At 52.4% G+C, this 19,216-nt stretch carries 19 protein-coding genes and 1 riboswitch; of the genes, 17 read left to right on the top strand and 2 right to left on the bottom strand.

Going from position 1 to position 19,216, the window contains the following annotated elements:
• The 17 genes from def (at position 1) to LI015_RS11300 (ending at position 17,612) form a co-directional block, all read left to right on the top strand.
• Complete coding sequence (def, locus tag LI015_RS11380) at positions 1 to 486, top strand: peptide deformylase (RefSeq protein ID WP_002564534.1); 486 nt, start codon at positions 1 to 3, stop codon at positions 484 to 486.
• Between the two features lie 11 nt (positions 487 to 497).
• A complete protein-coding gene (gene fmt / locus LI015_RS11375; RefSeq protein ID WP_227125062.1) occupies positions 498 to 1,484 on the top strand; it encodes a methionyl-tRNA formyltransferase in 987 nt (328 codons plus the stop codon).
• The gene (locus LI015_RS11370; RefSeq protein ID WP_002564532.1) at positions 1,484 to 2,188 is read left to right on the top strand and encodes a zinc metallopeptidase; all 705 of its coding nucleotides are present in this window, start codon (positions 1,484 to 1,486) and stop codon (positions 2,186 to 2,188) included. The genes fmt and LI015_RS11370 overlap by 1 nt, the downstream gene beginning before the upstream one ends.
• Positions 2,189 to 2,254: 66 nt before the next feature.
• Entirely contained in the window at positions 2,255 to 3,622 is a 1,368-nt protein-coding gene (gene rsmB / locus LI015_RS11365) for a 16S rRNA (cytosine(967)-C(5))-methyltransferase RsmB (protein ID WP_002564531.1), read from the top strand.
• Between the two features lie 23 nt (positions 3,623 to 3,645).
• Entirely contained in the window at positions 3,646 to 4,734 is a 1,089-nt protein-coding gene (gene rlmN / locus LI015_RS11360) for a 23S rRNA (adenine(2503)-C(2))-methyltransferase RlmN (protein WP_227125045.1), read from the top strand.
• A gap of 2 nt (positions 4,735 to 4,736) precedes the next feature.
• Complete coding sequence (locus tag LI015_RS11355) at positions 4,737 to 5,483, top strand: Stp1/IreP family PP2C-type Ser/Thr phosphatase (protein WP_227125043.1); 747 nt, start codon at positions 4,737 to 4,739, stop codon at positions 5,481 to 5,483.
• On the top strand, positions 5,477 to 7,648 hold the full coding sequence (pknB, locus tag LI015_RS11350; RefSeq protein ID WP_002564528.1) for a Stk1 family PASTA domain-containing Ser/Thr kinase: 2,172 nt from the start codon (positions 5,477 to 5,479) through the stop codon (positions 7,646 to 7,648). The genes LI015_RS11355 and pknB overlap by 7 nt, the downstream gene beginning before the upstream one ends.
• A 9-nt stretch (positions 7,649 to 7,657) precedes the next feature.
• Complete coding sequence (gene rsgA, locus LI015_RS11345) at positions 7,658 to 8,536, top strand: ribosome small subunit-dependent GTPase A (protein WP_002573324.1); 879 nt, start codon at positions 7,658 to 7,660, stop codon at positions 8,534 to 8,536.
• A 2-nt stretch (positions 8,537 to 8,538) separates the two neighbouring features.
• Positions 8,539 to 9,204, top strand: coding sequence for a ribulose-phosphate 3-epimerase (gene rpe, locus LI015_RS11340; RefSeq protein ID WP_002564526.1), 666 nt, complete (start codon positions 8,539 to 8,541; stop codon positions 9,202 to 9,204).
• Positions 9,201 to 9,851 (top strand): thiamine diphosphokinase, encoded by a 651-nt coding sequence (locus LI015_RS11335; protein ID WP_002573323.1) that lies wholly within the window; start codon positions 9,201 to 9,203, stop codon positions 9,849 to 9,851. The genes rpe and LI015_RS11335 overlap by 4 nt, the downstream gene beginning before the upstream one ends.
• Positions 9,852 to 10,006: 155 nt before the next feature.
• Positions 10,007 to 10,627 carry an ECF transporter S component gene (locus tag LI015_RS11330; protein ID WP_002564524.1) on the top strand — a complete coding sequence of 207 codons (621 nt, stop codon included), beginning with the start codon at positions 10,007 to 10,009 and terminating at the stop codon, positions 10,625 to 10,627.
• A gap of 13 nt (positions 10,628 to 10,640) precedes the next feature.
• Positions 10,641 to 11,546 (top strand): pyridoxamine kinase, encoded by a 906-nt coding sequence (locus LI015_RS11325; protein WP_227125041.1) that lies wholly within the window; start codon positions 10,641 to 10,643, stop codon positions 11,544 to 11,546.
• Between the two features lie 168 nt (positions 11,547 to 11,714).
• A riboswitch (Lysine riboswitch) is annotated at positions 11,715 to 11,935 on the top strand.
• Positions 11,936 to 12,051: 116 nt separating this feature from the next.
• Positions 12,052 to 13,518 carry an alanine/glycine:cation symporter family protein gene (locus tag LI015_RS11320; RefSeq protein ID WP_002564522.1) on the top strand — a complete coding sequence of 489 codons (1,467 nt, stop codon included), beginning with the start codon at positions 12,052 to 12,054 and terminating at the stop codon, positions 13,516 to 13,518.
• Positions 13,519 to 13,531: 13 nt separating this feature from the next.
• Positions 13,532 to 15,169 (top strand): amidohydrolase, encoded by a 1,638-nt coding sequence (locus tag LI015_RS11315; RefSeq protein WP_002573321.1) that lies wholly within the window; start codon positions 13,532 to 13,534, stop codon positions 15,167 to 15,169.
• Between the two features lie 175 nt (positions 15,170 to 15,344).
• A complete protein-coding gene (gene serS, locus LI015_RS11310; protein WP_002564520.1) occupies positions 15,345 to 16,634 on the top strand; it encodes a serine--tRNA ligase in 1,290 nt (429 codons plus the stop codon).
• Between the two features lie 118 nt (positions 16,635 to 16,752).
• A complete protein-coding gene (locus LI015_RS11305; protein ID WP_227125039.1) occupies positions 16,753 to 17,121 on the top strand; it encodes a VOC family protein in 369 nt (122 codons plus the stop codon).
• A gap of 29 nt (positions 17,122 to 17,150) precedes the next feature.
• Complete coding sequence (locus LI015_RS11300; protein ID WP_117627041.1) at positions 17,151 to 17,612, top strand: DUF5684 domain-containing protein; 462 nt, start codon at positions 17,151 to 17,153, stop codon at positions 17,610 to 17,612.
• A gap of 139 nt (positions 17,613 to 17,751) precedes the next feature.
• Here the strand turns inward: LI015_RS11300 and LI015_RS11295 are convergent, their stop codons facing one another.
• Positions 17,752 to 18,183 (bottom strand): aspartate carbamoyltransferase regulatory subunit, encoded by a 432-nt coding sequence (locus LI015_RS11295; RefSeq protein WP_002564515.1) that lies wholly within the window; start codon positions 18,181 to 18,183, stop codon positions 17,752 to 17,754.
• The gene (gene pyrB / locus LI015_RS11290) at positions 18,177 to 19,100 is read right to left on the bottom strand and encodes an aspartate carbamoyltransferase (RefSeq protein WP_002564514.1); all 924 of its coding nucleotides are present in this window, start codon (positions 19,098 to 19,100) and stop codon (positions 18,177 to 18,179) included. Before pyrB ends, LI015_RS11295 begins: the two co-directional genes overlap by 7 nt.
• Between the last annotated feature and the right edge of the window lie 116 nt (positions 19,101 to 19,216).

The following is a 19,216-nucleotide window of genomic DNA, read 5'->3' as shown; positions in this document are numbered from 1 at the left end:
ATGGCAGTTCGGCAGATAAGAATTATGGGAGACGAAATTTTGACAAAGAAGTGTAAGCCCGTGAAGGCGATGAATGACCGCACCATGGAGCTGATAGAAGATATGTTTGAGACCATGTACCAGGCCAACGGATGTGGTCTGGCCGCCCCGCAGGTGGGGGTGCTGAAGCAGATTGTAACCATTGATGTGGACGACGGGAACCAGTATGTCCTGATTAACCCTGAAATCACAGCCACCGACGGCAGCCAGACAGGCTACGAGGGATGCTTAAGCCTGCCGGGCAAGTCGGGCATCGTTACCCGCCCAAACTACGTGAAGGTGAAGGCGCTTAATGAAAATATGGAGCCCTATGAGCTGGAAGGCGAGGGGCTGCTGGCAAGAGCCATCTGCCATGAATGCGCCCATCTGGAAGGACAGATGTATGTGGAGCTGGTGGAAGGCGAACTGGTGGATACGGCTGCGGACGAGGAAGAAATCGTAGAATAGGAGTGTAGTTTATGCGCATTGTATTTATGGGAACACCGGATTTCTCCGTGCCTGCCCTTAAGGCCCTGGTGGAAGCCGGTCATCAGGTAATTGCAGTGGTCACCCAGCCTGATAAGCCAAAGGGCAGGGGAAAGGAAGTCCAGATGACACCTGTGAAAATACAGGCCATGGAATACGGCATTCCGGTGTACCAGCCGGCGAAGGTGCGGGAAGCCTCCTTTGTGGAGGTCCTAAAGGGACTGGAAGCGGATGTGTATGTGGTCATAGCCTTTGGCCAGATTCTTCCAAAGGCAGTACTGGAGCTTCCGAAGTACGGCTGCATCAACATCCACGCGTCCCTGCTTCCCAAGTACAGGGGCGCCGCACCCATCCAGTGGTGTGTCATAGACGGCGAAAGGGAGACTGGCATTACCACCATGATGATGGATGTGGGCCTGGATACAGGTGACATGCTGGAAAAGGCGGTAATCCCCATAGAGGAAAAGGAGACCGGCGGCAGCCTCCATGACAAGCTTTCCATGGCTGGCGGAGATTTGATTTTATCCACCCTTAAGAAGCTGGAGGAAGGCACTCTGGTCCGCACGCCCCAGACAGATGAGGGCACCTGCTATGCAAAGATGCTGACAAAGTCCCTTGGGGACATTGACTGGAATCAGGGCGCCGTGTCCATCGAACGCCTGATTCGCGGCTTAAATCCGTGGCCCAGTGCATATACCATGTGGAATGGGAAGACAATAAAGATATGGGCGGCAGATGTGATTGCAGGCCGGGAGGCGGCAGATTTTCTGTCCGAATCAGGTGTTCCCGCAGAAACGGGGACTGCTCCCGGCACGGTAGTGTGTTCGGATAAGCGGGGACTGGTGGTCAGCACCGGCGGCGGCCTGCTGTCCATCAGGGAGCTTCAGATGGAAGGAAAAAAACGCATGGATACCCCAGCATTTCTCCGCGGATATCCCATCCCGGCGGGGGACGTGTTTGTAAAGAAAGAGAGTGATTGATGATGTTTTACCCTATGTTTTATTTTGACCCAACCTATGTACTGATATTGATCGGCGTAGTCATATCCATGGCAGCCTCTGCCAAGCTTAACTCCACGTATCAGCGCTACAGCGCTGTCAGGAGCATGTGCGGCATGACAGGCGCGGATGCAGCTAAAAGGCTTCTCGCCAATCAGGGAATCTATGACGTGACCGTGCGCCGGGTACCGGGCAACCTGACAGACCATTACGACCCCAGAAGCAAGACCGTAAACCTGTCCGACGCAGTGTATAATTCCACATCCATTGCAGCCATCGGAGTGGCGGCACATGAGTGCGGCCATGCCATGCAGGATGCCAATGATTACTCGCCCTTAAGGATACGCGCGGCCCTGGTGCCGGCGGCTAATCTGGGATCCCAGCTTTGCTGGCCCCTGATTATCATTGGACTTTTACTGGGAGGAAGCTCTGTCCTGTTGAATCTGGGCATCCTTTTGTTTTGCCTGGCAGTGCTGTTCCAGCTGGTGACCCTGCCTGTGGAGTACGATGCTTCCCACAGGGCGGTGACCCTTTTGGATTCCACCGGCATCCTGGCCGGACAGGAAGTGGGACAGACCAGAAAGGTCCTGAACGCAGCGGCCCTTACCTATGTGGCGGCAGCGGCTGCTTCCATCCTTCAGCTTCTCCGCCTGCTGATATTATTCGGCAACCGCAGGAATGATTAAGGCGCCGGGTACGGCAGATTTTATGGGGACTCATAAACAGACAGGCCCTGAGAGGAGAAAATTCAGATGGCAAAGACCTTAGACAGAGGACTGGAAAACCGGGAAATTGTCCTGGATATATTGACGGAGGTACTGGAACAGGGCGCTTTTGTCCACCTTGTACTGAACCAGGCCCTGCAGAAGTACCAGTACCTGGGCAAGGCGGACCGTTCCTTTATCACACGCGCTGTGGAAGGAACACTGGAATACCTGATACAGATTGACGAGGTCATAAACCGGTATTCCAAGACAAAGATAAACAAGATGAAGCCGTTCATCCGCAGTCTTCTGCGGATGAGCGTATATCAGATATTATATATGGACCGCGTGCCTGATTCCGCTGTCTGCAATGAGGCGGTGAAGATGGCGGTGAAGCGTCATTTCTCCGGGCTTAAGGGTTTTGTGAACGGCGTGCTGCGGACCATTTCCAGGGAAAAGGAGAATCTGACCTTTGACACTCCCTCCCTGCGGTACAGTATTCCTGAGTGGATGTACGCCATGTGGGAAAAGGAATTTGGGAAAGAAAAGGCGGAGAAGATTGCCGCCTCTTTTCTTGAGGATAAGCCTACCTGGGTCAGGTGCAACCTGCACCGGGCAGACCGGGAGAGCATTCTGGCCTCCCTTAAGGCACAGGGGACATCGGTCAGGGAGCTGCCTTTTATGGAGTCCATGATAGCCATTGACGGGTACGATTATCTGGAGGGACTGGATGCCTTTAGGAAGGGCTGGATACAGGTACAGGATGTGACCTCTGCCTTTGTGGGGGAGATTGCGTCCCCTGAAAAAGACAGTTATATCATAGATGTGTGCGCTGCCCCCGGAGGTAAGAGTCTCCATCTGGCGGATAAGCTGGAGGGCACCGGCATGGTGGAGGCCAGGGATCTTACATACCAGAAGACAGCCCTGATTGAGGAAAATATGGCCCGCTGCGGTGTGACCAACATGAAGACCCTGGTGTGGGACGCGCTGGAGACAGATTTGTCAGCCATGGCAAAGGCAGACATTGTCATAGCGGACCTGCCCTGTTCCGGTCTGGGAATCATAGGGAGGAAGCCGGATATCAAGTACAACATGACGCCTGAGAAGCTTGAGGAGCTGGCAGGGCTTCAGCGGGAGATTCTGTCTGTTGTCTGGCAGTACGTAAAGCCGGGCGGTCTCCTCTGCTACAGTACCTGCACCATTGACAGGCTGGAAAACCAGGACAATGCGGCCTGGTTAAGGGATCGGTTCCCGCTTGTGCCGGTGGATTTGACGGACCGGTTCGGCGGACTGCCCCAGGAGCCCTCGTTAAAGGACGGATGGATTCAGTTCCTGCCGGGGGTGCATCCCTATGACGGGTTTTTCATCAGCGTATTCAGACGTGCGGAGGATGAAACCGGCCCGGAGGGGATTTAGAGCGTGTTTTGGAAGGAGTTTTTATGCTGGATTTATTGGACTGCAACGGAAAGAAAGATATAAAATCCATGACACTGGAAGAAGTGACAGCACAGATGGCTGCCCTGGGAGAGAAATCTTTCAGGGCAAAACAGCTTTATGACTGGATGCATGTGAAGCTGGCAGAAGGATTTGACGATATGAGCAGCCTGTCCATACCGCTGAGGCAGAAGCTTAAGGAAAATTACAGCCTTACCTGTCTGAAGATGGTGGATGAGCGTGTTTCCCAGGTGGATGGCACCAGGAAGTATCTGTTTGGCCTGGAGGACGGTCATGTGATTGAGAGCGTGCGGATGCAGTACCATCACGGCAATTCCGTGTGTATTTCATCCCAGGTGGGCTGCCGCATGGGTTGCCGTTTCTGTGCGTCCACTCTGGACGGTCTGGAACGGAACCTGCGTCCCTCCGAGATGCTGGAACAGATATACAGGATTCAGTCCATCACAGGGGAACGTGTTTCCAATGTAGTGGTCATGGGATCAGGGGAGCCTATGGATAACTATGACAATGTCATCCGTTTTTTGCGGCTGGTTTCCCATGAAAAGGGGCTGAATATAAGCCAGAGGAGTCTCACCATCTCCACCTGCGGAATTGTTCCGGGCATCCGTAAATTCGCGGAGGAGGGCCTGGCCGTAACCCTGGCGCTTTCCCTTCACGCGCCCAACGACGAAGTGAGAAAAAACCTTATGCCTGTGGCCAACAGCTATAAACTGCAGGATGTGCTGGAGGCCTGCCATTACTATTATGAAAAGACAGGCCGCCGCCTCACCTTTGAGTACAGCCTGGTCCGGGGCGTCAACGACAATCTGGATGAGGCCAGGGCGCTGGCGAAGCTTATCAAGGACCAGCACGGCCATGTGAACCTGATTCCGGTCAACCCCATCAAGGAGCGGGATTACGTCCAGTCAGGCCAGAAGGCCATACAGGATTTCAAAAATCTTCTTGAAAAAAACGGTATAAATGTTACTATTAGAAGAGAAATGGGCCGGGATATAGGCGGAGCCTGCGGCCAGCTGCGCAGAAGTTATAAGGAAGCTTCGGCAGTACCCCAATGCACGGAAGGAGAGGGATGACCATGGAAGCATATGCTTTGACAGACATTGGCCGGGTCAGAACCATGAACCAGGATTATATTTATTCCTCACCGGAAAAGGTGGGCTCCCTGCCCAACCTGTTTCTGGTGGCAGACGGCATGGGCGGCCACAGGGCCGGCGATTATGCCTCGCGGTTCGCGGTTGAGAATCTGGTGATATACATAAACAGGGCAGGGGATGGCTCTCCTGTCATGCAGCTGAAAAAGGGCATCGAGGCAGTGAATGGGATGCTGTATGAAGAATCACTAAAAAGGGAAGAACTGAAAGGGATGGGATGCACCCTGGTGGCCGGTGTGGTGGAGGACAATATCCTCTATGTGGCCAATGTGGGGGACAGCCGTCTCTATCTCATCCATGGTGATTCCATCCATCAGGTCACCAGAGACCACTCCTATGTGGAGGAAATGGTGGCCATCGGACAGATGAGAAGAGGCAGCGAGGATTATAACAGGCGAAAGAACATCATCACCAGAGCTCTGGGAATCGGCAGGGAAGTGGAGCCTGATTTCTTTGAGGTGGATCTGGAGGGCGGGGATTATATTCTGCTCTGTTCCGATGGTCTCAGCAACATGCTGGAGGACCAGTCCATGTATGAAATCATCACAGGAGAGGGAAGCCTTAAGGAAAAGGCAGCCCTTCTTATAGAGGAAGCCAACCGTCAGGGAGGCATTGATAACATTGCGGTGGTACTTGTAAGTCCGTCAGGAAGGGAGGCAGGCGTATGTTAGCTCCCGGAACATATCTCCAGAACCGGTATGAGATTCTGGAACGGATTGGCTCAGGCGGCATGTCAGTGGTGTATAAGGCACGGTGCCATACCCTGGACCGTCTGGTGGCCATCAAGGTATTAAAAGAGGAATTTGCCTTTGACGAGAATTTTGTAAGTAAGTTTAAGATGGAGGCCCAGTCGGCGGCGCGCCTGTCCCATCCCAATATTGTAAGTGTTTATGATGTAGTGGACGAGGATGTGTACCATTATATTGTGATGGAGCTGATTGAGGGCATCACCCTTAAGAATTATATAGAGAACAAGGGCTATCTGGAGAGCAAGGAAGCCATTGGAATCGCGCTTCAGGTGGGGCAGGGCATTGCGGCGGCCCATGAACAGCACATCATACACCGCGACATCAAGCCCCAGAACATGATTATATCCAGGGACGGCAAGGTGAAGGTGGCTGACTTTGGCATTGCCAGGGCCGTGTCCTCCCAGACCATGAACGCTACGGCCGTGGGTTCAGTCCACTATATTTCGCCGGAACAGGCCAGGGGAGGCTACTGCGACGAGCGCAGCGACATCTATTCCTTTGGTATTACCATGTATGAGATGGTAACCGGACGTGTGCCCTTTGAGGGGGATAACACGGTCACAGTGGCCCTGGCCCATCTGGAGGAACCGGTGACACCGCCCAGCCAGTACGTGCCGGACATGTCCCGCGCCATGGAGCAGATCATATTAAAATGTACCCAGAAACGTCCGGACCGCCGCTATGCCTGCGTGACGGATGTGATTGAGGACCTGCGGGCTGCCCTGATGGACCCGGACGCAGACATCTATGCCCGCAAGGACGGGGAAGAGGATGAGTTTGGCAAGACCAGGCCCATCACAAGGGATGAGCTCAACAGCATCCAGGAAGGCAGGAAGAGCTATCCCGAGGAAGCCCTGGAGGAACCGGAGGAGGAACAGCCCGGGCATCAGGACAGGAACCGGGCCAGGGAACCGCGCAAAAAAGAAGGCCGCATCCATACCAGGAAAAAGAATGAAGGGGATGATGTAAGTACCCAGTTTGAGCGCATCATAACGGCCTTTGGCATCGTGGCAGCCATCATTATCGTGGCGGTGGTGCTGTTTGTATTTTCGCGGCTCACCGGGATTTTCAGACAGGGCAGCAATAAGCCTACCACAGAGACCGTTTCCATGACCACCGAAGATTCCACCACCGTGGTGGATATCAATACGGAGGACCAGATAAATATGCCCAGCGTCCTGGGACTGCCCCAGGATATGGCCAGGGAAAAACTGAAGGAGAGCAGCCTTGTGATGGAAATCACAGGCAGCGAGTATTCGGATAACTATACGGAAGGCCAGGTCATGGGTCAGGATATCCTGGCAGGGACTGTGGTGAAGAAGTGGAGCACTGTGGGAGTGACCATCAGCAAGGGCAGCGACAAGGTAGACCTAAATGCCCTGGATCTGACTCAGATGACGGGTGAGGATGCCAGGCTACTGCTGGAGCAGAAAGGGCTGGTTGTAGAAGTCAGAGAGGAGAACAGCGATACCGCCATAAAGGGCAATGTGATTCGTTTCAGCCCCCAGGTGGTGAAGGTAGGCGAGAGCGTCAGCCTCTATGTGAGCAAGGGATCACAGAACGTGGAGGGACGTGTTCCCAACCTTCAGGGACAGACTCCCACATCCGCGGATGCCCTTCTGGCGGGAGCAGGACTCTTGACAGGCAATGTAACCGTGGAAGCCAGCGATACGGTGGAGGAAGGCCTGATTATCAGCCAGTCGGAGCTGCCGGGTACAATACTTCCCCCAGGCACTGCGGTGGATTATGTGGTCAGCGGAGAGCCTGCACAGACCCAGGCGGCAGATGAACGCTATTACATCGGATCCATTGACGAGGCATGCTCCTTAAGCAACTATATAGGACCGGCTTCCCAGACCAGCAGCGTGCGCGTGCTGATTCGCCTGAACCAGACCAATGATGAGGGAGCTTCCGTTTACACAACCCTTATGAGTCCAAGACTGGTTGTGGGCGCCCAGACCGTACCTGTGGTATTCCCCAGAATCAAGGGGGCGTACGGCGTGGACAGCGGCATGGTGGAAGTGGTGGATGCAGACAATTTAACAGTAATCAAGTCCTATCCGGTGGCATTTTTTCCGGTGGGATAAGAGGCGTATATGACAGGTAAGATAATCAAAGGAATTGCAGGCTTTTATTATATCAATGACGGAAGGAACCATGTGTACCAGTGTAAGGCAAAGGGCGTGTTCCGCAACCGTAAAATCAAACCCCTTGTGGGGGATAATGTGGAGTTTTCTGTATTGGACGAGGAGGAAAAGGAAGGCAATATTGACGTCATCCTTCCCCGATCCAACGTCCTCATCCGTCCGGCGGTGGCCAATGTGGACCAGGCCCTGGTGGTGTTCGCCATCACCCATCCGGAACCCAATCTGAATCTGCTGGACCGCTTTCTGGTGATGATGGGGATTCAGGGAGTACCGGTCACCATCTGTTTTAACAAGGTGGATCTGGGAGAGGCCGGGCTTGTGGATAAGTACCGCGCCATTTACGAGAGGGCAGGGTATGAAGTCCACTTTGTCAGCACCTACGAGGATACGGGGCTGGAGGAAATGAGAAAATTTCTCAGAGGAAAAACCTCGGTCCTGGCGGGACCTTCAGGTGTCGGAAAATCCTCACTGACTAACTGCATCCAGCCCCAGGCTGCCATGGAGACAGGGGATATCAGCCGCAAGATTGAGAGGGGACGCCATACCACCCGCCATTCTGAATTGTTTTATGTGGAAGAGAATACCTACATGATGGATACGCCGGGATTCAGCTCCATGTTTATCGACTGTCTGGAGCCGGGAGAACTGAAGGATTATTTTCCGGAGTTTGGGCCTTATGAGGAAGAATGCAAATTTCTGGGGTGCGTCCATGTGGGAGAGCGTGTCTGCGGTGTGAAGGAAGCCCTGAAACGGGGAGAACTGAGCCGCAGCCGCTATGACAATTACATCCTCATGTATGAGGACCTGAAAAATAAAAGGAGGTACTAGAGATGTATTACAAATTAGCGCCGTCTATTCTTGCGGCTGATTTTACCCGTCTGGGAGAACAGGTGAAGGAGGTGTACGGGGCGGGTGCTGAGTATCTCCATTTGGATGTGATGGACGGGGCCTTTGTGCCCAGCATCTCCTTCGGTATGCCGGTCATCAAGAGCTTGCGCCCATGTACCAGGGCTGTGTTTGACGTGCATATGATGGTGGAGGAGCCGGGACGCTACGTGGAGGATATGAAGAACTGCGGGGCGGATATCATAACAGTCCAGGCCGAGGCCTGCACGCATCTGGACCGTGTGGTGAACCAGATTAAGGAAGCCGGGCTGAAAGCCGGCGTGGCCTTAAATCCCGCCACACCGGTGCGTTCCCTGGAGTGTATCCTGGGGCAGCTGGATATGGTGCTTATCATGACCGTGAATCCTGGTTTCGGAGGACAGAAGTTTATCCCTTATACCCTTGACAAGGTACGCGAACTGAAGAACATGCTGAATGAGCAGGGACTGAAAACGGATATCCAGGTGGACGGCGGCGTAAACGCAGGAAATGTCCGGGAGATCATAGAGGCGGGGGCCAACATATTCGTGGCCGGCTCCGCTGTCTTTGGCCGGGACCCTTCTGCCAGAACCAGAGAATTCATGGATATTTTAAAGGAATATGAGAAATGAAGCGTTGTTTGATTATAACCGGCGGAAAACTGGACCTGTCCTTCGCCGGTTCTTTTTTGGGACAGGAAACCTTTGATAAAATCATTGCGGTGGATGCAGGGCTGGAGGCCGTGAAGGCCCTGGGACTGGAACCGGATATGATAGTAGGTGATTTTGACACGGTGAAGCCGGAGGTGCTGGCATATTACAGGAGGATGGAACACATTGTATGGGACACCCACCAGCCGGAAAAGGATGAGACAGACACGGAGCTGGCCCTCTTAAAGGCCCAGGCCACCGGGTGTACCGAGGTGGTGGTGCTGGGGGCCACCGGAGGACGCATGGACCATATGCTGGGCAATATCCATCTGCTATTTCCCTGCCTGCAAAAGGGAATGGAGGCATATATCCTGGACAGCCAGAACCGTATCTATCTCATTGACAAGGAACGGACGTTTAATAGGCGTGAGATCTGGGGAAAATATATCTCCTTCCTCCCTCTTACTGAGGAGGTCAGGGGCATTACCCTCACCGGTTTTAAATATCCTCTCCATGAAAAGGACATCGAGATAGGGACAAGTCTCTGCATCAGCAATGAACTTGTGGGGGAGGAAGGCGCCATTACCTTTACGGACGGGGTGCTGATTGTGGTGGAATCCCACGATTGACAACCCGGACAAAAGGATTTTTCTTCCACAGAACTGGACTGGCCAAAACTTCTCAAACTGGATATTTAAAACATTCCACTTTAGTGATACCATAGGTGGCATGAACGAATGCAGTTGTTCCGGTAAGAAATCTACAATATGAGGAGAGAATTTGTATGAAGACATCCAGTGCAGTGACAGCAGGCCACAGGGGCCTGGAAGACAGCCGTATATACAAGCTGGCCCTGACCGGCCTGTTTGCAGCATTATCCTATGTGGTTTTTACATTTTTGCAGATTAAGATTACCCTTCCCGGAGGAGACGCCACCTCCATTCATCTGGGCAATGCGGTCTGCGTCCTGGGAGCCCTGATATTGGGAGGCTTTTACGGAGGATTAGGCGGGGCCCTGGGAATGACCATCGGAGATTTGTTTGACCCCATCTATGTGGTGTACGCGCCGAAAACCTTCCTGCTGAAGCTGTGTATCGGTCTGATAACCGGTCTGGTGGCTCACAAGATTGGCAGAATCAATGAGAGTTCTGACAAGAGGCATGTGTTCCGCTTTGTTGTGGCGGCCTCTGTCTGCGGTCTGCTGTTCAACGTGATATTTGATCCCTTGGTGGGATATTTTTACAAGCTGGCGATTCTGGGCAAACCGGCAGCGGATCTGGTGCTGGCATGGAACATTGCCTCCACCTCCATCAATGCGGTGACGTCTGCCGCTGCGGCGGTAGTCATCTACATGCCCCTTCGCAGTACACTTATAAGATCCGGACTCTTTGACCGGTTCAGATGACAGGAGATTTGACATGAGTGCTTACCGACAGAAAAAGATTGCCATGGTTAATGATTTATCCGGATACGGCCGCTGTTCTTTGACAGTGGCTATTCCCATTTTATCTGCGATGAAGGTCCAGTGCTGCCCCATCCCCACCTCCATTTTGTCCAACCACACAGGATTCCCGGTCTACTTCTTTGACGACTACACGGAGAAGATGGGGGAGTTTATTCACAAGTGGAAGGAGCTGGAGCTGACCTTTGACGGTATTGTCAGCGGTTTTTTGGGTTCCGAGGCGCAGATTGAGATTGTGATGGATGTTATACGGCAGTTCGGGCAGGAGGATACAAAGGTAATCATAGACCCGATTATGGGAGACCACGGGGAGACCTACGCCACCTATACGCCGGCCATGTGCAGCCACATGAAGGAGCTGGTATCCATGGGTGATATTGTGACTCCTAATCTGACAGAGGCGTGTATCCTGACAGGACGGACCTACCGAAAGGATGGATGGAGCAGGAAAGAGCTGGGGCAGCTGGCCGGGGAAATCCAGGCCATGGGGCCGGAATGCGTGGTTATTACAGGTGTGAACCAGGGCGGCTATATTATGAATGTGGTGGCTGAGGGAGAGCGGACAGCTTTCACCAGAACCAGGCGCGTGGGCCATGAGCGGCCAGGAACAGGGGATGTATTCTCCTCCGTGGTGTCGGCGGCAGCCGTAAGGGGATGGAGTCTGGACAGCGCTGTGCGTCTGGCTGCCTCATTTGTAAAAGCCTGCATCGCCAGGTCGGAGGAGCTTGACATCCCCATTGCCAATGGCGTGTGCTTTGAGGAGCTGATGGATGTGCTGGTCCATGCAGTGGACAGAAGGCATGAGGCAGGAAAGCTGGTCCGCGCGGTGGACAGCAGGTGTGAGGCAGGACAGCAGGTGTGAGGCAGGACAGCAGGCGTGAGGCGGGACAAGCTGGCAGGATGCAGGACAGCTGGCATGAGGCGGGACAACCGCAGAAAGCGCAGCCAGTCAGGGCCGGTCAGGAAATGTCGAAAAACGTTGACAGTTTCAGCCTTAAATAGTATGATGTTAAGGCAATATTAAAATATAGGATGCGATAGAGGTGCAGTAAGCATTAGTATCTGTGTGATAATGGATGCCATCCCCAGGGTGGCGGACAGAGGGGATTTTGTCCCGGAGGCCGGCGGGCCGGAGCACACAGGGAAAGGGATTACTGCCGAAACGGATTCTGTCTGCCGGCGGAATGTGTTGGGATGCAGTCTAACAGGCTGCGTACTCTCACTTTTTAAAGTGGTGGCGCTATTGGCTGGATTTTCTTAAGCAGATATGTGATTATGGAAAGCAATGGCCTGGGGTCATTGCTTTTTGTGTATTGTGCCGGACAGCCATGATATCGCAATCCAGAACCAATAGGGGGAAGTAAAGAATGACAGAATTTTTAAACTGGCTAAACGGTGAAATCATATGGGGGCCGCCTCTGATTGCGCTTATTATCATTACGGGTATCTACGTGACGGTCCGATCCGGATTTTTTCAGGTATGCCATCTGGGGTACATATTTAAACGGACCCTTGGATGTATCCTGAGAAAGGACCATGTCACCGATGAAAACGACAAGGGTCTTTTAAGCCCTTATGAAGCCATCGCAACAGCTGTAGGCGGTTCTGTGGGCTTTGGCAATATTGCCGGCGTGGCCACAGCTGTTACCACAGGCGGGCCTGGAGCCGTGCTCTGGATGTGGCTGACAGCCTTCATGGGCATGTTAATTAAGCAGGTGGAGGTTACTCTGGCCGTGTATTACCGCCGCACGGACGAGGAGGGAAATCCATACGGAGGACCCACCTATTACATGGAGTACGGACTTGGGGAGGAGCGCCATTGGGGTAAGAAATGGCTTCCGCTGGCTTTTGTGTTCGGCCTCGGCATCTTTTCCACCTTTTTTATCAGCGCCTCCAACTTTACCACGTCGGAAGTGCTGGCCCAGTCCTTTGGAATTCCCCAGGAGCTGGCGTCCCTGCTGTTAGTGGTGTTTATCTATGCCCTGATCTGGAGAGGGGTTAAGAATTTAAGCAAGATATTTGTGAAGCTGGTGCCGGTTATGAGTCTGGGGTACCTGATATTCGGCCTGGTAATCATTGTGCTGAACATCGGCAACCTGATTCCCACCATTGTCTCTATCTTTACCCAGGCCTTTACTGGGACAGCTGCCATGGGCGGGTTTGCCGGAGTCACGGTGTCCAAGGCCATTGCCACCGGCATGCAGAGAAGTGTTTATTCCAATGAGGCCGGCTGGGGTACAAGCCCTATGGTCCATGCCTCCAGCAAGACACGTCATCCCGTGGAGCAGGGGCTCTGGGGATCCTTTGAGGTATTTGTGGACACCTTCATTGTGTGTACCATTACGGCGCTCAGCGTGCTGATTACCGGTGAATGGACCTCCGGGGCAACCAATGCAACCCTTGCCCTTAACGTGTTCCAGAACAATCTGGGATTTTTCGGAACTGTGTTCATGACAGCCACCATGGTGATCTTCTCCGTGACCACTTCCGGCGGATGGTATGTGTACTATGAGGCAACCCTGCGCCATCTGGCTATGAACCATCCCACGGTGAAGAAATGGCTGCTGCGCATGTTCAAGTATTTTTATGCCCTACCTCCCTTTTTGCTCACCCTTTACCTGATTCATGTGGGTGATTTGAGCATATGGACCCTGGTGGACATCACCAGCGGTATCCCAACTTTCATCAATGTGTTCGTGGTTCTTATACTGTCAGGCACATATTTCAGGCTTCTGAAGGATTACAAGGCCCGCTATATGAACATCGGAACACTGGAGGATAAGGATATGCCGCTGTTTTATGAGGATAAAAAGAAGCTGGAGAAGGCAGAATAAGGGGAGGGACGACATGAGGACAATATACCGGAATGGAGCCGTATACACTGGGGAGCTTCCCCTGTGCCGGGCCTTTGTGGTGGAGGATGGAAGATTTATATGCGCAGGCAGCGACGAAGACGCCCTGGCCATGAAGGAACCGGGAGATGAGGTAACGGACTTAAAGGGAAGATTTGTGTGCGCGGGCTTTAATGATTCCCACATGCACCTTTTGAACTATGGAAATGCCCTTGGCGCAGCGGATTTGTCACAGCACACCCAGTCCCTGTCAGGGATGAAGGAATATATGAAGGAATTTATCCGGGAGCAGTCCCCAAAGCCCGGCACCTGGGTAAGGGGAAGAGGATGGAACCACGATTACTTTGAGGATGAAAGGCGGTTTCCCAACCGCCGTGACCTGGATATGATATCCACGGAGCATCCCATCTGCCTTACCAGAACCTGCGGCCATGCCTGTGTGGTAAATACCATGGCTCTCCGGCTGGCCGGCATCACAGGAAACACGCCCCAGGTGGAAGGCGGGCTCTATGAGGTAGATGAAAGCGGCGAGCCTAACGGGATATTCCGGGAAAATGCAATGGACCTGATATACGGATGCCTGCCCGAGCCCGCCAAAGAGGACATAAAGGAGATGATACTGGCAGCGTCCAAAGCCCTCAACCGTTATGGAGTCACCTCCTCCCAGACAGATGATTTGCTGGCTTTTAACAATGTTCCCTATGAGCGGGTGCTGGAGGCATACAGGGAACTGGATGCAGAGGGAAGGATGACGGTCAGGGTCTATGAACAGTCCCAGTTTACTACCCTGGACGGGCTGAAGGCCTTTGTGGAAAAAGGGTATAACACGGGCTGGGGAAACCATTGGTTTAAGATTGGCCCGCTTAAAATGCTGGGAGACGGTTCCCTGGGAGCCAGGAGCGCCTATCTCAGCCAGCCATATACAGACGATGGATCCACCAGGGGAATCCCCATTTTCACCAGGCAGCAGTTTGAAGACATGGTGGAATATGCAGATTCCCAGGGAATGCAGGTGGCCATTCATGCCATAGGGGACGGAATTCTGGATGATATCCTGGCAGCCTACGAAAAGGCCCTTGCACGGCATCCCGGAAAGGACCACAGGCACGGCATTGTCCACTGCCAGATTACAAGGCCGGATCAGCTTGATAAGTTTGCAAAACTGTCCCTCCACGCATATTTCCAGTCCATTTTCCTGGATTATGACATCCATATCGTGGAGGAACGGATCGGAAAGGAGAGGGCGGCATCCAGCTATCACTTCAGGACCCTTTATGAGACTACCCATGCTTCCAACGGCTCCGACTGCCCGGTGGAGCTGCCGGATGTGATGAAGGGAATACAGTGCGCAGTCACCAGGACAACGGTGAAGGATCACGTGGGCCCCTACCTTCCGGAACAGGCCCTGGACATAAAACAGGCCCTGGATTCCTTTACCGCGGAGGGAGCCTATGCATCCTTTGAGGAAAATGTGAAGGGGAGGATTGCGCCGGGGATGCTGGCAGATTTTGTGATACTGGGAGCCAATCCCTTTGAGACCTCTCCTGAGGAGCTGGCCCGCATTCCGGTGGAAGCCACTTATGTGGACGGCGTATGCCGGTACAGCATAGAGACGGAAGGAAAGCAGAAGTAGGAAAGCAGAAGTAAGAAAGCAGCAGCAGGAATACAGCAGCAGCAGGAATACAGCAGCAGGAAAAACAGAAAAAGGGCTTTTATTTCCTGGTAAAATGTTATATACTCTTTAACAGTACAGGAATACCTGTCCAGAATTGGAAGGTATTATATCAAGGAAATCCAGGAGGAATACCATGTTAGATTTAAGATTCGTAAGAGAGAACCCGGACATTGTAAAGCAGAACATTAAGAATAAATTCCAGGACAGCAAGCTGCCGCTGGTGGACGAAGTGATTTCACTGGACACAGAGGCAAGGGCGACACAGAAGGAAGCCGATGATTTAAGGGCCAGCCGCAACAAGCTGTCCAAGCAGATTGGCATGCTGATGGGCCAGGGAAAAAAGGATGAGGCAGAGGCCGTGAAGCAGGAGGTCAGCGCCAATTCCGCACGTCTGGCAGAGCTGGAGGAAAAGGAAGGACAGCTTTCTGAGAAGATTACCAAAATCATGATGACCATTCCCAACATTATTGACCCAACCGTGCCCATCGGCAAGGATGACAGTGAAAATGTGGAAGTGGAGCGTTTTGGCGATCCCGTGGTACCGGATTTTGAGATTCCTTACCACACAGACATCATGGAGCGGTTTAACGGTATCGACCTTGACGCAGCCAGAAGAGTGGCAGGAAACGGCTTCTATTACCTGATGGGCGATATTGCCAGGCTTCATTCCGCAGTGATTTCCTATGCAAGGGATTTCATGATTAACCGCGGATTTACCTACTGTGTACCTCCCTTTATGATCCGCAGCAATGTGGTTACAGGCGTCATGAGCTTTGCTGAGATGGATGCCATGATGTATAAGATTGAAGGAGAGGACCTGTACCTGATTGGTACCAGCGAGCACTCCATGATTGGTAAATTTATCGACACCATCACGCCGGAGCAGCAGCTTCCCCTGACCCTGACCAGCTATTCCCCTTGCTTCCGCAAGGAGAAAGGCGCCCACGGAATCGAGGAGAGAGGCGTTTACCGTATTCATCAGTTTGAGAAGCAGGAGATGATTGTAGTCTGCAGGCCCGAGGAAAGCCCTATGTGGTATGAGAAGCTGTGGCAGAACACCGTGGATCTGTTCCGCTCCTTAGATGTTCCTGTCCGCACGCTGGAGTGCTGCTCCGGTGATCTGGCTGACCTTAAGGTGAAGTCTGTGGACGTGGAGGCATGGTCCCCAAGGCAGAAGAAGTATTTTGAGGTGGGAAGCTGCTCCAATCTGGGAGATGCCCAGGCCCGCCGTCTGAGAATCCGCGTGCAGGGAGAGGACGGAGGCAAGTATCTGGCCCACACCCTGAACAATACCGTGGTGGCTCCTCCCCGTATGCTGATCGCCTTCCTGGAAAACAATCTTCAGGCAGACGGCAGTGTGAAGATACCGGAAGTGCTGCGTCCTTACATGGGCGGCATGGAAATGATGGTTCCCAAGAACTAAACATGCGAAGCAAACGTGTGAAACAATGAAACATGTGAAACAATGAAACATGTGAAACAATTGCCGGTCTGCATCCTGCGGTGCAGGCCGGTTTTAAAAAGAGAGAAGGGAGAGACCTATGATTACATTTAACCATTTCAATTTTAATGTGCTGGATTTGGAGAAGAGCCTTGCTTTTTATACAGAGGCCCTGAATCTGGAACCGGTGAGGGAGAAGAACGCTTCGGACGGCTCTTTTAAGCTGGTGTACCTGGGAGACGGAGTGACGGATTTTACCCTGGAGTTAACCTGGCTGCGGGACAGGAAGGAAGCATATGACCTGGGAGAGTGCGAATTCCACCTGGCCTTCCATGTGGATGATTTTGACGGCACCCACAAGCACCATGAGGAGATGGGCTGCATCTGCTACGAGAATCCGGGCATGGGCATTTATTTTATCAAGGACCCGGACGGCTACTGGCTGGAAATCGTGCCTGCCGATAAGTAGGGAATATAGTTGGAAAGGCGGGTGCTTTTTTGAAAGAACTGAGTATACTGCTCATGGGAATGTCGCTGATTTTTATGTTTGTAATTGCGGTGGTGCTTGTCCTCTACATCCTGGCTTACTGGATGATATTCAGAAAGGCAGGGGAAGCAGGATGGAAAGCCCTGATACCGTTTTACGGCACCTATATAGAGTATAAGCTTTTCTGGAATAACAGGATGTTTGTCCTGTGGCTCATCATGGCATTGATTGCCGCGTCCTTGCGGTTTGTGTCCGGTCCCGGCGCCATGGCGGCCCAACTGGCTTATTTCGGCGTTTCGGTTATGCATATTCTGATATCCGTTAAGATGTCCTGTTCCTTTGGACATGGGGTAGGGTATGCGCTGGGGCTTATTTTCCTTACCCCCATATTCCTGTTAATTCTGGCCTTTGATGAATCTGTCTACATAGGCCCGGGAGGAAAAAAGGAAACAGACAGGGAAATGTATCTGTAGGGCGCGGTATGGAAGGATACGGTACATGCGTCGGGATTGGATATGGATAATATAATAATGGCAGCCCGGTATCAATCCTTTGGGATTTTGATACCGGGCTGCCTTTTCATGTATTTACGGGCAGCGTCCCATAATCATCCTATTTAAATTCGCTGTACTTCTCTTCGCAGTACTGGCAGCGGTAAACCTCTGCCTTTTCATCTGCCAGGTAGAAGATATGAGGAAGCTCCTGCTCAATGGATGTGATGCAGCGGGGGTTCTTGCACTGAATCACATTGGTGATTTTCTTGGGAAGCTTTAAGGCGCGCTTTTCAGCAATCCTGTCGCCGCGGATAATGTTCACTGTGATGTTGTGGTCAATGTAGCCCAATACCTTTAAGTCAACCGTATCCAGGCCGCCTTCGATTTTAATGATGTCCTTGCGTCCCATCTTATTGCTGCGGGCGTTTTTGATGATGGCTACCTGGCATTCCAGCTTGTCCAAGCCAAGGTGATAGTAGATGTCCAGGCTTTTTCCCGCCTCAATGTGGTCCAGGACAATGCCTTCTTGTAATCCGCTGATATTTAACATGGTTTCTGCACCTCCAGTAATCTCATGATCAATGCCATACGCACATATACGCCGTACTGTGCCTGCTTGAAGTAGGCAGCCCTTGGGTCGTCATCCACTTCCACGGAGATTTCATTTACCCTGGGAAGCGGATGGAGCACATACATGTCTTCCTTGGCAAGTTTCATTTTCTTTTTATCCAAAATATAGCAGTCTTTCAAACGGATGTAATCTTCCTCGTTGAAGAAGCGTTCCTTCTGCACACGCGTCATGTAGAGAATGTCTAACTGGCCCAGAGCGTCGTCCAGGTTGCCCACCTCCTCAAAGGGAACGTTATTTGCAATGAGCACGTCGTCGCGGATATTGTCCGGGATGCGCAGCTCAGGCGGGGATATCAGTATGAATTTGACATTGGGGTAGCGGACCATGGCATTGATTAAGGAATGTACGGTACGGCCGAATTTCAGGTCTCCGCAGAAGCCCACGGTCAGGTTGTCCAGACGTCCCTTCATGGAACGGATGGTCATAAGGTCGGTCAATGTCTGGGTGGGATGCTGATGGCCTCCGTCCCCTGCGTTGATAACTGGAATCTGGGCCTTCTGGGCAGCTACAAATGCAGCGCCTTCCTTTGGATGCCTCATGGCGCAGATGTCAGCATAACAGGAAATCATGCGGATGGTATCGGCCACGCTTTCGCCTTTTGCGGCAGAACTGGAATTGGCGGATGAAAAACCTAATACATTGCCGCCCAGGTTCAGCATGGCAGCCTCAAAGCTTAAACGTGTCCGTGTACTTGGCTCATAGAAAAGGGTGGCCAGTTTCTTGCCGTCACATACATGGGCGTATCCTGGAAGATTCTGTTCAATGTCCCTTGCAAGGGCCAGAAGGTCATCAATTTCTTCCACAGAGAAGTCTAAGGGATTCAATAAATGTCTCATGGGAGTCTCCTTTGCGCATTATATTGTAAAATATTGAATTTGGGAAATAGTTCACACTCTACCAGTGCGATAGCCGGACCAGCCAGATATGGCACTGATTTGTGCCTCGTCATATT

The organism is Enterocloster sp. 210928-DFI.2.20 (assembly GCF_020554465.1).
GTDB lineage: Bacteria > Bacillota > Clostridia > Lachnospirales > Lachnospiraceae > Enterocloster > Enterocloster bolteae.
This window is presented reverse-complemented; position numbering and strand designations above follow the sequence as displayed.